The following is a 13,575-nucleotide window of genomic DNA, read 5'->3' as shown; positions in this document are numbered from 1 at the left end:
CATCCGCCAGCCGACGACGATGGCGTCACCTGCCGGGCCGTGATGACCGGCCGCAGCCCGCTCCGACGAGGAACACCGCGCGGTGTACCGCCTCCTCGAACCACTGCTCGAGTGCCCGTCGGACCTCACGATGGAACCGCTCAACCACACCCTCGACACCAACGTGAACGCCTTCGTCCTGGAACGCCTCGAAGGCATCCACACCCGCGGACACCACGTCGGACTCAACGACTTGGTCCCGGGCCCGCCGCGCCCGGACATCGACCCGCAACTGCATCGGATGGTCGTTGGGCGGGTGCGCCGTCGACCGATGCGCCGTGCGCGGATCGAACCGTGAATCACCCGGATGGTTGTCTCGTGTGGCGGAGGCCCGCAGGCCCGGTGCACCTACGTTTGGATCCGTCGACGGCGGCCCACGGCCGGCGCGTTTTCATGCACGGATCGGAAAGGTTGCGGTGTGACCCAAACTCTCGAGTACCAGAGCAACGCCATCGTCGAACTGATGGGGGTTCGCCCCACGGAGCGCGACGCGGAGTGGCTGAGGAACGCGCTCCAGCAGGCGATCATGGTCGAGGTCGCGACCATCGGCCCCTACGCGAGTGGCCTGTGGTCGATCGAGCAGAACCAGGGGCCGGTCTACGACGCCATCCGGGCGGTCATGTTCGACGAGATGACCCACATGGGGTTGGTGTGCAACATGCTCACCACCATCGGCGGGAATCCGGTCATCGCCGACGCGAGCGTGGTGCCGAAGTACGAGCACCCGTTGCCGGGTGGTGTGCGACCCGAGTTGATCGTCTTCCTGGAGGGCTTGAACAAGGCTTCCGTCGAGATGTTCTCCGAGATCGAGCGTCCGGACGCCCCCGTCGCGCAATTCGAGACCTTCACCACGATCGGGGCCTTCTACACCGCGATCGAGGAAGCGTTCGAAGCGCACAGCCACCTGATCACCGGCGCCCGACAGATCGACTACTCGCTGGCCCACCACGGGCAGGGCAACAACATCGTCCCGCTCGACAGCATCGAGAAGGTCCGCGCCGCCATCGAGGTCATCAAGGAACAGGGCGAGGGCACCTCCACCTCACCCGAGAACCCCTTCCCCGGGCCGAAGCCGGGAGAACTGGCGCACTTCTACGTGTTCCGCGAACTCTTCCACGGCCGAAAGCTGATCAAGGTCTCGGAGTCCCCGGACGTCTGGGACTTCACGGGCGACGCCGTTCCCCTGCCCCCGGCGCACCCCATGGGCAGGGTCCCCGAGGGCGGCTGGGCCAACGACCCGACGAACGCTCCCACCCCCGAGATCCGGGAGACTCTCGACGCGTTCAACACCGAGTTCAGCTCGATGCTGCGGGCGCTGGAGCGCGCGTGGCGGGCGGACGATCCGAACGCGGGTAAGAGCGAAGTGGGTACCGCGGTCGGCCACATGTTCAAGATGGGGCCCCTCGCGCGTTCCCTCATGGTGAAGCCGCTTCCGGACGGCGGCGGGAAGACCTACGGACCGGAGTTCCTCTACGTCGAGTAGAGCCGTACCGCGCTTCAGCGGATGGCCCCGGAAAGGTCGCGGACTTCGCCGTTCGCCACCCGGACGGAGAACAGCGGACGACGAACCCGAACAAGCCGGACGACGCGGGCCCGTGTCCGAGCTGTGTGCCGAGCGCCCGGACGCACGCAGGACGTGCCTCACCATCCGCCCCGCGCGCGGCCCGGGCCCTGCTCGTCGCGCTGCTGCTGCTGTCGATCGTGGCCGGCGTCGGCCGGGAGGCGGTCCACTTCCTGGTGTCCGACACCCCGGCCACCGTACGCTCCGTCGTCAAGAGACGATTGGCCGTCCCTCGGCCGGTTCGCAGGCCGGGGGAGGGCGAACAGGCCTACTCCTCGCGTGTGCTCGCGGAGAGCGCCCGACGCTCCTTCAGTCCTGCCGAGGCCGCACTGGGCAAGTTGGAGGGCGGCCCGATGAAGGCAGCGCTCGGTTGCTCCTCGTGCGGCCTTGCAGGCGAAGGCGTGCCGGACTGCACGTCGGGTCGGGTGACGGTTTCGGCACGCCGATGGCGAGTCGTCTTGGCGAGGAACAGCGGCCCCTCGGTACGGCTGGCGATCAGGCGGGGAGCAGTTGGGTGTGGCTCCAGGGCCTGGCCCGGTTCGTGCCCGCCCGCGACAGCGCCCCGACCCCGGAGTTCGACGAGGTCCGGGCCGCCCGCGACGCCGACCACGAACACTCTCGACCCGGACATCACACCCCTGTGACGCGGCACATACCGGTGAACGAGTACGTGGAACAGTTGATCCGCACGGACAACGAACGTCTGCGCGAGAGGTTCCTCGCGGGCGCGCAGGAGGTTCTGGACGGCTACGGCGACCTCCTGGACGAGATCGAGGCGCGCGGGTGAGCGTGAGCGTCGACCTGGCGTGGATCCTCGAGGTCGCCCGCCGCGCGGGGCACGACGACCCGGCCCCGGACGACTACGGGGTGCCGGTCGCGGCCGTGGAGCGGCATCGGGCGGTGATCGCCGGACAGGACGTCTACCGCGGCCCGTACGCCAAGGCCGCCGCGCTCGCGCACAGCCTGGGCCGGATGCGCTGGCTGGAGCGCTCGAACCTGCGGGTGGCCGTCGCGGTGGCGCACGGCTACCTCTCGGCGTGCGGCGTCTCGGTCAAGCTCACCCGGGCCGGTGTCACCGCGCTCGCCGACGAGTTGACCCGCGCCTCCTCCACCGCGGCGAGCGTCGCGGCGGTCCTCAAGACCTGGGACACCACCGACTGATTCCCCGGGCCCACGTGCCTTCGGCGATCTGTGGGTGGGTGTTCGGCGTGCCTGTGGCGGAGGGGCGTGTTGACCTTCGGTGTCGCCGCGTCGTCGCCTGGGGTTGTCGGGTCTATGGGTGGCCGAAGTAGCGGTTCCACCAGGTGGGTGGCCACCGCTCGTCCTTGCGCAGCGGTGCGGGTCCGTCGTATCGGGTGTGAAGCAGTTCTTCCGATACCACCACATACCCGATGTCGACCAAGGCGCGTTCCACGGTGGCGAGGTCCCCGGGGTCCAGGGCGCCTTCCTCGCGTGCGTCGTCCGTGCCCAGGTACGCGCCGGGGTTCTCCGCCGCCACCATGGCCAGCGAGCCGAAGTTGCTCACGGAGACGACGATCCGCTCGCCACACACCGTCGCCTCGCCCGGGACGACGACACGGGCGTACTCGACGGTGTTCCGGTGGTAGCGCTGCGCCGGGCAGGGGGTCGCGAAGTCGGCCTCCAACCGGGACACCAGCCGGTCGAGCACGGCCGAGATCTTCCCCTCGTCGTACTCTCGCGGCCCCGTCGGATGATCCGCGTCGTCGAGCCGACGCAGGAGCGCGATCACAGCCACATCGTCGTTCACCATGCGCTCATCCTGCCGCTGCGGAGATTCGCCCGGAACAATGCCCGACCCGAGCTGCGCATCCGCCCGGGATCCCACTGCGGGACTCGTATCGACCGGACACGAACATCCCGGACCGACGCCTCGGTTCACCGGCGCCGGCTCGGTTGAGTGATGGCCGCGACGCACCTCGGTCAGCAACGGGTGTGCCTCCTCTCTCCAACGCGGGTCCCGGTAGGGCAGTTCGGTTCGTTTGAGGTAGGCATCTGTCCCGGTGTCGATGACTTCCTTGGCGGCGATCTTGTATTCGTTCCGAGGACGGCTTAGTCCTGGGGTGGCCCGTCAGGATCAGGAGCCCATCATCGGTCCGCTCGTCGAGGTCGTCGATCAGCTGCCGACGGCATTGTTCCGGGTCGAAGCCCATCAGCTTGAGGCGGATGATGGCCGTCCCGACCGTGGATCGACTGTGTCCGGCCTGTGGTTCGCTGCTGCCGCCGGCCTCGAAGCCGGAGCGGGTGTACTGCTCGGGCCGGTGCCGCAGTGCGCAGTGGCGGTTCGCGCGGCTGAGCCGCGCGAAGGTGCAGGCCCTGGTGGGTGATGTGGAGGACGTGGCGCGTTGCGCGGAGTGCGGGTCGGTGTGGGCCGGCAGGCGACGGCCGGGTTCTGTTCCGGGAAGTGCCGGCCAGGTGGTGTGCCGTGGCGGTCTTCGATCGACGCTCCCCGCTCCCTTTGGGGGACTGCCCTCGGCGGGCGCGACGGGCGCGGCGGGGGCGCTGCGATCGTGATCGGATGCGCATTGCGACGACGTCCTTCGAGCTGTGGCAGCGCCGCAGCCTTCGCGAGACCGCGGCCATCGCGACGATCGCCGCCGCGCTCGTGGCCGTCGCGGGGTGCGGCGCATATGTCGGCAGCTGAGCCGTAGCGGCGGTGTTCGGCGTGCTGAGGGTGACCGTGCTGTGCCCGATCCGGCGCCCGCTTCTGCGCGTGGACCGTGCCGGGGTGACGCTCGGCCCGGGCGGGCCGCGCAAGCGCGGGTTCGGCGAGCGCGTGAGCTGGCAGGACATCGACGCGGTGGTGTGTTGGAAGGTCGGGAAGGGCCGTGACGGCTACTGGGTGGGTGTGTCATCGCCCGCGCACCGCGGCCGCCACGGCCTCGGGATGTCGCTCGTGATACGCGGTGTCGACGAGGCGGTGGGCATGCCGGTCATGGGCACGGTGGTGCGCTGGTCGGGACTCCCGGAGGAGATCCACCGGCTGCGGGCGGCGGCAGTTCAGGCGGGGCCGCGCCGGTGAGGACGCGGGGCCGGGCGCGGATGGCGTGGGGAGTCGGTGTCGGGTTGGTGTGTGGGCGGGGGGTGGGGTGGGTTGCGGGGCCGAACGGTCGGGGCGGGGCGGGCTGTCGGGTCGCTGGGGTGCATGGTGGGGGTGTCCCCCGGGTGGGCCGGGGCGTCGGCACCATGTCACGTCGGGGTCCACGTCGATTGACTTTGGGCGTGACCTCACCTGACATCTTCACGCCGCGGCGGTTCGCCGGCCTCACCGCTTCGGCCCGTGCTCGAGCCGCCGACCTCGTCGGGAGCTTCGTGACGCTCATGCTGGGCGTCGCCGGAGTGGCGGCCATGCTCCTCGTGCTGGCCTCGTCCGCAACGGCGCACGGAACCGGCGACGACCACGACGCCCTCGTCACCACGAACGCACTGGCGGGCACGGCCGTCGGCACCACGGTGTTTGCCGCCGCCTTCGTCGTCGCCTCCACCTTCGCCTTCTCGGTCGCGCGGAGACGACGCGAACTGGCGTTGCTGCGCGCCGTGGGCGCGACGCCGCGCCAAGTGCGGCGGATGGTGCTGCGTGAAGCCGCGCTCCTGTCGCTCCCCGCGGGGGTGCTGGGCTGCCTGCTGGGGCGTTCGGCCGCACCCGAGTTGATCACCTGGCTCGGGGAACACCGCCTGGCGCCCGCGTGGCTGACGGTGCGCCAGACCATGTGGCCGCTCTACACCGCGTTCGCGACCGGCGTGCTCGTGGCCGTCGTGGGGGCCGCGGTCGCGGCCCGCCAAGCAGCGCGGGTACGCCCCGTCGAAGCGCTGCGCCAAGCGGATCTCGACCAGCCCGAAGCCTCGCGGGCCCGGCTGATCGTCGGTGCCGCCCTGCTGATCGGCGTCTTCGGCTACCTCCTGGGCACCGCACTGCTCACGCCCGACGAGGCGATCCACCGCAAGCACCGCACCGTCGCGCCGATGCTGCTGATCCCCTGCGTCGCGCTCCTCGCTCCTCTGCTGGTACGCCACATGCTGCGCGCGGCGGCCGCCGTGACGGCGCGGCGGGCGCCCCTCGTCCTCGAACTCGCGCGTGCGGGCGCGGCCGCGGCGCCCCGGCGGACAGCGGCCACGGTCGCCCCGGTGCTCATGACCGTGGCCCTCGCCGCCACTTTGATGGCCGGCACGGACACGGTACGAGCCGCACAGATCCGTGAGAACGAGCACCGTGTGACCGCCGACCTCGTGGTCGACGGACACGCGCCGGCCGACGAACTCCGCGCGTTGCCAGGGGTGTCGACCAGCACGCCGGTCCCGACAACGGTGGCGCTGTCCCCGGCGGCCTCGAAATGGGTCGAGCTCGACGCGTACGCGATCGACCCGCGCACCATCGGCGATGCACTGCAACTCCGTGTCACCGCAGGGGCGATCGCCGACCTGACGGACGACGGTGTGGTCGTCCCCGACGACTGGGAGCGCCACACCGTCGGGGCGCGCATTCCGGTGCGGATGCCCGACGGCGCCGAGCACATGCTCCGGATCGTCGCCACCGTCGAGGCGGGCGCGAGCGGCGCCCCGGTGCTGCTCGGACCGAGGTACGCACCCCCGGGGGCGGCGCCCGCCACGTTCGTCCGGATCCGGTCCGAAGCCGACCGGGCCACAGCCGAGCACGCGGTCCGGGCCGCCGCGGCCCGGTACGACGCATCCGTACACAACGGCAAGCAGTGGGCGAAGGCCCGAGTCGGCGGGCCCGGCGACGACCGCAGGCGGCTCGCCGTGTGGTTCGTGCTCGGCGTCGCCATGCTCTATGGATGCATGGCCATCGCCAACACCACGGCGATGTCGGCCGCCGACCAGGCCCCATCCTGGCGCGCGATGCGCCTCGCGGGCGCGACACCTGCACAGGTCCGCCGCACCGCGGCCGCCGAAGCCGGGCTCATGGTCGTGCTGGGCACACTCCTCGGCCTCCTCGCCACGGCCCTGACGCTGCTGCCCTTGTGGACGGCCCTGACCCTGCTGGTCGACGCGGGGCCGCTCACCCTGCCCTGGCAGGCGATCGCCGCAATGACGGGAGTCGCGGCTGCGGTGGCGATCCCCGCCGCCGTCCTCGCCGCCCACCGCGCCATCGCATCGACCCGGGCATCGTGACTACTGAGGTTTTGGGTTCGGGGTGATGTCGATCTCGGTGTCGGGTGTATGCCGGTGTCATGCGGTATCCCGACGGGGGCGGTTTGACCGCGAAGCAGCGGGCCCAGCGGGAGCAGGTGCGGTTCGAGGCCGCCGAGTTGTTCGAGCACGGCGAGTCTCCACTGTGTGTCGCCAAGGCGCCGGTCTCGACTCCCACGTCCTGAGCTGGTTGAACTGGCGGCCGTCGTACGGTGATCGTGTGGCGGTGGCATACCCCCTCGCGAAGCCCGCATTGGCCCTTTCAGATGCTGGAGGAGGTGGCGCGCTGCGCCGCGTGCGAGGCCGTGGGGCGGGCGGGGTGCCCCAGCCGTCGGCGCGCAGCGGGTTCAGGCCGCGGTGACGCGGCGCGCCGCGGTGCGCGGTCGGCTGCCGTGGAGTGCGGCGCGCAGCGTCGGGGCCAGTATCCGGCGTACCTCGGATGCCGAGAGGCGCGCGGAGGAGGGCAGCGGTTGCAGGTACCGCGTGAAGATCAGTCCGCCGATCACCGTGACCACGGCGGTGGCCCGTTCGGTCGCGTCGGTGCCGCCGAGATATTCAGCAATCTGCGGCAGCACCTCCCCGTCGAGGTACTCCCGCAGCACGCCCATGACGTCCTCGTCCTGCAGCGCTTCACGGTTGATCACGGTCGTGTCCCACAGGTCGGTGACGGCCAGCAGGATGCGGTCGGCGACACCGGCGGGGTCGCCGTGCAGCGCCTCGCCCAGTCCGAGTGACTGGGCGCACTGCAGCTCGGTGACCTCGCCGAACAGCTGCTGCTTCGACCCGAAGTGGTACTTGATCAGCGCTTGGTCCACACCCGCCGCGGCGGCGATGGCCCGCACTGTCGTGCGGCGGTATCCGTGGGCGAGGAACAGGCCGCGGGCGGCTTCGGCGATGAGTGCCCTGGTCGGCGGGTTGCCCCGCGGACGGCCCCGAGACTTATTCATCGTCTTTGAATACCACGCGGCCGCATCGGCAGAGTCCTCGGTGTCGAGCCCCGCACAGTCCGTCCGGGGCCGGGAACAAGGAGCGAAACCATGCGCATCGCCGTCTTCGGCGCCACCGGACCGACCGGCCGCCGCCTCACCGACCAGGCCCTCGCCGCCGGCCACCAGGTCACCGCGGTCTCCCGCCGCGCGGACGCCCTGCCCCTGCGCGCCGGGCTGACCGTCGCCGCTGTGGACGTGTCCGACACGGCCGCCGTCGCGGCGGCGGTCGCGGGCAGCGGTGCGGTCGTCTCAGCCCTGGGCGTTCCCCCGAGCAAGGAGAAGGTCACCGTCTACTCGGACGGCGTGCGGAACATTCTCGCGGGGATGGAACAGCACGGCGTCAAGCGCCTCGTGGCGGTCAGCTCCAGCGTGGCGGACCCGGACTGGCGGCCCACCGGCGAGCACTTCTTCAACCTCGTCATGGACCCCCTGGTCAACCGCAAGGTCGCGAGGACCGCGCACGACGACATGCGCCGCATGGAAGCACTCCTGCGGGACAGCGGCCTGGACTGGACCGTGGTCCGGCCGGGCGGGCTGTTCGAACACTATGAAGTGACGGACTACGAAGTCGGCGAGCACAGCGTCGACGGGCTCTACACCGCGCGGACCGACCTCGCCGCCGCCATGCTGCGCGAACTGGAGGACCGCCGGTTCGTCCGGACGGCGATGGGAGTCGCCACCCGCGACGTCAGGATGAGCATCCCCAAGCTGTTCTGGCGCCAGGCCAAGGCCCAGAAGGCGGCGGGCAAGTGAAGCCGCTCACGCACCTGGTGCCGTCCGCCGAGGCGCTGCCGGCACGGCCGAGCGGCGGGACACTCACCACGGTCCGCCCCGACGGCTCACCGCACGTCGTCACCGTCCGCTTCACCTGGGACGCCGACGCGGGACTGGTCCGCGTCCTGACGATTGACACCACACGCAAAGCACGCAACGTGCTCGGCGCCCCGGGGGGCCGGGCCGCGATCTGCCAGCCGGACGGGTTCCGCTGGATCACCCTCGAAGGCACCGCCGCGCTGTCCGCCGAACCGCACGCCGTCCGGGAGGGCGCGACGCGGTACCTCGCCCGCTACGGAACGCCACCGCCGAACCCGCCGGGGCGGGTGGTCATCGAGATCGCCGTGGACCGCGTCCTGGGGATCCATTGAGCCGCCGCGCCAGGACCTGTCGTCAGGTCCGGACGGAACGAACCGTCCTGGAACCGGTGACCCGGATTGTGGTCGCCTGGGGCATAACGGCTCCAGAGTGTATCGGCCTCCTTGGCGAGGCGAGGCGGGTCGTGGTGGCGTGGCGGCAGCCGAGGGCGTCAGCGACGACCCGTACAGGTATGTCCAAGTCTTGCCGGCGGATCGCTGCCTCGCCGGGTGCACGCGGGCGCTGCCGCCGCTTCGGAGGTGCGTCTGGCGGCGGCCCGGGCCAGGAACGCGGCACCGCGCTGAGCCGGGCCCGGGGCGCGTCGGGCGCGCCGCCGACGGATCGGTGGCGCGCCCGACGCGTGGGACTGTGTCGCGGCTACGACGACGCGGCCGACGGTTGCGGGCGTGTACGTACGTGAGGACCACGACACCGTGTCGAGGGCTTCGGTGCGGGTGCGGTTTAGTCGGTGCTGGAATCCGTCGGCGGCAAGGGTCCCGCCGCCGGTGCCGGGCGGTAGTCGAGGACGATCGCGCCCGAGCTGAAGGACTGGGTGCCCGCGAGGGTCCAGGTCTTCGGGGCGAGGCCGTCGGTGAACAGGCGCTTGCCGGTGCCGACGGTCACCGGGTGCAGGAACAGCTTGAGCTCGTCGAGCAGGTCGTGCTCGATCAGCGTGTTGACGAGCGTGGCGCTGCCGTAGACCAGGAGGTCGCCGCCCGGCTCGGCCTTGAGCTTGGCGACCTCTTCGACGAGGTCGCCGTCGAGGATCGCGGCGTTCCAGGTCGCCGTCTGCAGCGTGGTGGTGGCGACGTACTTGGGGATGTGGTTCATCCGCGCGGTGAACTCGTCCGACTCGTCGCGCGGGGCCCACGCCTTCGCGAAGCTCTCGTACGTCGCGCGCCCCAGCAGCAGGGCGCGGCTCGCGCGCAGTTGGCCGTTCTGGTACTTGGCGTGCTCGTCGTTCCAGAACGGCCCGGTCCAGGCGGGGTCCTCGACGACGCCGTCCATCGTGATGTACATGACCGCGACGATCTTGCTCATGCGGAAGTCTCCGTATCGCTGCATGGGGGGAGTCCGCTCCGAGGTCCCGGGTGTCCGTCGGACGCGGCTCCTCAAGGGTGCAAGATCCGCACAAGGCACAACAAGGCACGACCGCGCCACGCTGGGTTGAGCGCGGCTAAACGATCAAGGGGTGGGCATGCTGGAGAGGCTCGAACTGGAAGCGTTTCTCACGCTCGCCGAGGAACTGCACTTCGGGCGCACCGCCGAGCGCCTGCACGTCACGACCGGACGGATCAGCCAGACCATCCGCAAACTGGAACGCCGCGTCGGTGGGCCGCTGTTCGAACGCAACAGTCGCAAGGTGACGCTGACCGCGCTCGGCGAGCAACTGCGCGACGACCTGCGCCCCGCGTACGACCAGATCACCGCCGGGCTGGCCCAGGCGATCACCACCAGTCGCGGCGTACGCGTCAAGGACGTGGTGCGCGTCGGGTTCTCCGGGGCGTGGTGCGGCAGCCTGCTTGTCAAGGCCGCCGACCTGTTCCGCGTGCGCCACCCGGACAGCGTCGTGGAGATCCAGGAGATCCAACTCCTCGACCCGCTCGGCCGCATGCGGGCCGGAGAGGTGGACCTGCAACTCACCGAGTTCCCCATCGACGAGCCCGACATCGTCCAGGGCCCCCTGATGTTCGCCGAACCCCGAGGGTTGTTGGTGCCTGACGCCCACCCGTTCGCCGCCAGGGAGTCCGTCTCGGTGGAAGAGCTCGCCGACACGACCCTGGTCACGATCGCCTCGGACAACATCCCCAAGTACTGGATGGACTACTACTTCCCGCGCACGACCCCAGGCGGCCGACCGATCCCGCAAGGGCCGGCCACCCGGTTCTGGCCCGAGGTACTGGTCCACGTCAGCATGGGCGTCGGCGTCAGCACGGTTTCGCTGCGCGCCAAGGACTACCACTCACGCCCGGGCATCGTGTTCGTTCCGCTGCACGACGCCCCGCCGATCGACTACGGCTTCCTGTGGCCGCACACCGGCCTGACCCCGGGTGCCTCGACCTACCTCGACATCGTGCACGAACTCGCCGCCCCCATCCGCTGACCGCTCCCTCGGCCGCTGAACCTAGGGGTGGTTGTTGGTGTGTTGTGGCTGAGCATTGATGTGTGTGTGGGTGGGGTTGATGGCTGGTCTGGGGTTTTGTGTGTTGGTTGGGAATCCGGTGGGTGGGTTGGTGGTGTCGGGTTGTGGTGGCGGGGGTTTCGTGGGGTCGGCCCGGTGGTGGTGGCCTGGGGTTTCGTAGTTTCGTGAGAACGATCCGGGTTTTCTCGGTGATGTATTGATGCGTCGTAAGGCATCTGCGGGTTTTTCTCGGGTCTGGGAGTGTCGGCGTGGGACGCCCGAGGTGGGTGTCCACAGGCCTGATCGGTTTCGTGGCCTGGTGTTTCGCGGGGGTCGGTGATTGTCCCCGGGCAGCGGGTCAGGCCGGGTTGTGGTGGTGGAGCCTGGCCCACGAGAGGTCGTCGGGTGCGACCGTCAGGCGGGGGAGTTCGAGGTGGTCGGCGATGTGGGCCAGGGCCCGTGCGTGTCGATACGCGGCCGGCCCGTGGGGGGTGTTCCGGGAGACGGCCCAAGGGAAGTGTGACCAACGCGCGGGCGAGGGCGACGGTTTCGGGATAGGTCACGACGGTGCGGGCCGGGAGAACGGCCGAGACACCCCCGTCGGACACGGCCAGGGCGGGGTTGCCCGTGGTGAGCCGCCCCTGCCAGCGTCGTGCCATGTGGTGTCCGGGTGGCGCTGCTGCTGGCCGCGATCGTCGGCGGCGGGCAGATCGAGGACACCGCGCTGGGCGACGCGTTCACCTGGAGCCCGACCACCCTGGTGTTCTGCCTGATCGGCTACGGCTTCGTCGCCTCGGTGCTGCCGGTGTGGTTGTTGCTCGCCCCGCGCGACTACCTGTCCACCTTCATGAAGGTCGGCACGATCGTGCTGCTCGCGATCGGCGTGCTCGTGGCTGCGCCGAACATGAAGACCGACGCGGTCAGCTCGTTCGCCGGCTCCGGCTCCGGGCCGGTGTTCGCCGGGACGGATGTTCCCGTTCCTGTTCATCACCATCGCCTGCGGCGCGCTCTCCGGGTTCCATGCCCTGGTCTCCTCCGGCACCACGCCGAAGCTGATCCGCAAGGAGTCGCAGGTCCGGATGATCGGCTACGGCGCCATGCTGATGGAGTCGTTCGTCGCGGTCATGGCGCTGATCGCCGCGTGTGTGATCGACCCGGGCCTGTACTACGCGATGAACGCCCCGGCCGGAGTGCTCGGCGCCACCGCGGAGAGCGCCTCGCACGCGGTCGCCGGTCTCGGCTTCACGATCACCTCCGACGACCTGCGCGCGGCGGCCCACGCGGTCGAGGAGAAGACCCTGATCGCCCGCTCCGGCGGGGCACCCACGCTCGCCGTCGGCATGTCGGAGATCTTCGCCGACGTGTTCGGCGGTTCCGGGATGAAGGCGTTCTGGTACCACTTCGCGATCATGTTCGAGGCACTGTTCATCCTGACCACCGTGGACGCGGGAACCCGGGTGGGCCGCTTCATGCTCCAGGACATGCTCGGCAACGTGTGGAAGCCGATCGGCCGGACCAACTGGAAGCCCGGCATCTGGATCACCAGCGCCGCGGTGGTCGGCCTCTGGGGCTACTTCCTCTACGCCGGGGCCACCGACCCGCTCTTCCCGCTCTTCGGCATCGCGAACCAACTCCTCGCGGCCGTCGCGCTCACCGTCGCCACCACGGTGCTGGTCAAGTCCGGCAAGCTGCGCTGGGCCTGGGTCACCGGCGTCCCGCCGGCCTGGGACGTCGCGGTGACGTACACCGCCGGCCTGGAGAAGATCTTCTCCGACGACCCCCGCATCGGCTTCTTCGCGCAACGCGACCGCTACGCCGACGCGATCGACGCGGGCAAGGTGCTCGGCCCGGCCGAGAACATGGACGACATGCACACCGTGGTGCTGAACTCCACCGTCGACGGAGTGCTGATCGCGATCTTCCTGGTGCTGATCGCACTGGTGATCGCCAACGCGGCCGTGGTGTGCGTGCGGGCGATCCGCGCCGGAGGATCGTTGCCCACCACCGAGACGCCGTGGGTCGAGTCCACCCTGGACCTCGGGCCGGGCGGCGCGGCCGGGGATCGGGCACTCGCCGGCGCCGGGGCCGGCGACGCGGCGGGACGCTCGTGACGCGGCGGGCCCGGCATCTTCGGCACGTGCCCGGGCGGGTGTTCGGGTGGGTGCGGTGGTACCTGCGGGAGATCTCCGGCGACGCGGACTACGAGCGTCACCGCCGGCGACACACCTGCGGGAGCATCCGGACCGACCGGCGCCGACCCGACGCGAGTATGAGTCCTGGCGGACCCGGCGACGCGAGGAGCGGCCGCAGACACGCTGCTGCTGAGGCGCCGACGGTGGGTGGAAGGGCGGTGTCGACACGCGTCGACACCGTCCTTTCGGGTATTCGGTCGGTTCGGGCGAGAAAAAATTAGTCCGAATCGATGCGCTCCCGTGCTGTTGCGCATGTGACCGATATGTAAGCGACATGTGAACGTTCGTCGCGGGCAGGTGTGTTCGCCCCCGCCGACGGGTGGTCGGGACCGCACGCGCGCGGGCGTGTGCGCCGGGTGCGCGGCCGGTCTGATC

Annotated in this window: 16 protein-coding genes and 1 pseudogene; 14 read left to right on the top strand and 3 right to left on the bottom strand. The window is 70.5% G+C overall.

Translation table 11 applies throughout. The features are described 5' to 3' along the window. The first annotated feature begins 130 nt into the window (after nt 1–130). From ACFZBU_RS45795 to ACFZBU_RS45780, 4 genes are all read left to right on the top strand, one after another. Complete coding sequence (locus ACFZBU_RS45795) at nt 131–337, top strand: hypothetical protein (protein WP_391589767.1); 207 nt, start codon at nt 131–133, stop codon at nt 335–337. 120 nt (nt 338–457) lie between these two features. Continuing rightward, nucleotides 458–1,522 (top strand): ferritin-like protein, encoded by a 1,065-nt coding sequence (locus ACFZBU_RS45790; protein ID WP_391589766.1) that lies wholly within the window; start codon nt 458–460, stop codon nt 1,520–1,522. Between the two features lie 523 nt (nt 1,523–2,045). Further along, nucleotides 2,046–2,387, top strand: a complete 342-nt coding sequence (locus ACFZBU_RS45785; RefSeq protein ID WP_391589765.1) for a hypothetical protein — start codon at nt 2,046–2,048, stop codon at nt 2,385–2,387. Continuing rightward, entirely contained in the window at nt 2,384–2,761 is a 378-nt protein-coding gene (locus ACFZBU_RS45780; protein WP_391589764.1) for a fic family toxin-antitoxin system, toxin component, read from the top strand. The genes ACFZBU_RS45785 and ACFZBU_RS45780 overlap by 4 nt, the downstream gene beginning before the upstream one ends. Nucleotides 2,762–2,873: 112 nt before the next feature. Here ACFZBU_RS45780 and ACFZBU_RS45775 read toward each other — a convergent pair whose 3' ends face one another. Beyond that, nucleotides 2,874–3,371, bottom strand: coding sequence for a hypothetical protein (locus ACFZBU_RS45775; protein ID WP_391589763.1), 498 nt, complete (start codon nt 3,369–3,371; stop codon nt 2,874–2,876). 310 nt (nt 3,372–3,681) lie between these two features. Here ACFZBU_RS45775 and ACFZBU_RS45770 point away from each other — a divergent pair, with 310 nt between their 5' ends. From ACFZBU_RS45770 to ACFZBU_RS45750, 5 genes are all read left to right on the top strand, one after another. Further along, nucleotides 3,682–3,945 carry a hypothetical protein gene (locus tag ACFZBU_RS45770; RefSeq protein WP_391589762.1) on the top strand — a complete coding sequence of 88 codons (264 nt, stop codon included), beginning with the start codon at nt 3,682–3,684 and terminating at the stop codon, nt 3,943–3,945. Nucleotides 3,946–4,136: 191 nt separating this feature from the next. After that, nucleotides 4,137–4,262 (top strand): hypothetical protein, encoded by a 126-nt coding sequence (locus ACFZBU_RS45765; RefSeq protein WP_391589761.1) that lies wholly within the window; start codon nt 4,137–4,139, stop codon nt 4,260–4,262. 21 nt (nt 4,263–4,283) lie between these two features. Next, nucleotides 4,284–4,640, top strand: a complete 357-nt coding sequence (locus ACFZBU_RS45760; RefSeq protein WP_391589760.1) for a hypothetical protein — start codon at nt 4,284–4,286, stop codon at nt 4,638–4,640. Nucleotides 4,641–4,840: 200 nt separating this feature from the next. Continuing rightward, nucleotides 4,841–6,748, top strand: coding sequence for an FtsX-like permease family protein (locus ACFZBU_RS45755; protein ID WP_391589759.1), 1,908 nt, complete (start codon nt 4,841–4,843; stop codon nt 6,746–6,748). Nucleotides 6,749–6,807: 59 nt separating this feature from the next. Beyond that, nucleotides 6,808–6,951, top strand: coding sequence for a hypothetical protein (locus tag ACFZBU_RS45750; RefSeq protein ID WP_391589758.1), 144 nt, complete (start codon nt 6,808–6,810; stop codon nt 6,949–6,951). Between the two features lie 162 nt (nt 6,952–7,113). Here ACFZBU_RS45750 and ACFZBU_RS45745 read toward each other — a convergent pair whose 3' ends face one another. Next, the gene (locus ACFZBU_RS45745; protein WP_391589757.1) at nt 7,114–7,713 is read right to left on the bottom strand and encodes a TetR/AcrR family transcriptional regulator; all 600 of its coding nucleotides are present in this window, start codon (nt 7,711–7,713) and stop codon (nt 7,114–7,116) included. 90 nt (nt 7,714–7,803) lie between these two features. Between ACFZBU_RS45745 and ACFZBU_RS45740 the strand changes: the two genes are divergently transcribed. Both ACFZBU_RS45740 and ACFZBU_RS45735 read left to right on the top strand, forming a co-directional pair. Next, nucleotides 7,804–8,508 (top strand): NAD(P)-dependent oxidoreductase, encoded by a 705-nt coding sequence (locus ACFZBU_RS45740; protein WP_391589756.1) that lies wholly within the window; start codon nt 7,804–7,806, stop codon nt 8,506–8,508. After that, on the top strand, nt 8,505–8,900 hold the full coding sequence (locus ACFZBU_RS45735) for a pyridoxamine 5'-phosphate oxidase family protein (RefSeq protein ID WP_391589755.1): 396 nt from the start codon (nt 8,505–8,507) through the stop codon (nt 8,898–8,900). The genes ACFZBU_RS45740 and ACFZBU_RS45735 overlap by 4 nt, the downstream gene beginning before the upstream one ends. Nucleotides 8,901–9,348: 448 nt before the next feature. Here the strand turns inward: ACFZBU_RS45735 and ACFZBU_RS45730 are convergent, their stop codons facing one another. Beyond that, a complete protein-coding gene (locus ACFZBU_RS45730; protein WP_391589754.1) occupies nt 9,349–9,927 on the bottom strand; it encodes a dihydrofolate reductase family protein in 579 nt (192 codons plus the stop codon). A gap of 157 nt (nt 9,928–10,084) precedes the next feature. Here ACFZBU_RS45730 and ACFZBU_RS45725 point away from each other — a divergent pair, with 157 nt between their 5' ends. The 3 genes and pseudogenes from ACFZBU_RS45725 (at nt 10,085) to ACFZBU_RS45715 (ending at nt 13,333) form a co-directional block, all read left to right on the top strand. Next, nucleotides 10,085–10,990, top strand: coding sequence for a LysR family transcriptional regulator (locus tag ACFZBU_RS45725; RefSeq protein WP_391589753.1), 906 nt, complete (start codon nt 10,085–10,087; stop codon nt 10,988–10,990). Between the two features lie 682 nt (nt 10,991–11,672). Next, nucleotides 11,673–13,119: pseudogene (locus ACFZBU_RS45720) on the top strand (carbon starvation CstA family protein); the annotation flags it as partial. 46 nt (nt 13,120–13,165) lie between these two features. Further along, nucleotides 13,166–13,333 (top strand): CstA-like transporter-associated (seleno)protein, encoded by a 168-nt coding sequence (locus ACFZBU_RS45715; RefSeq protein WP_391589752.1) that lies wholly within the window; start codon nt 13,166–13,168, stop codon nt 13,331–13,333. The last annotated feature ends 242 nt before the right edge of the window (nt 13,334–13,575 follow it).

It is taken from the genome of Embleya sp. NPDC008237 (assembly GCF_042956465.1).
In the GTDB taxonomy this organism is placed as follows: Bacteria; Actinomycetota; Actinomycetes; order Streptomycetales; family Streptomycetaceae; genus Embleya.
Note: the sequence above shows the minus strand (reverse complement) of the source record. Positions and strands in the feature narration are given on the sequence as shown.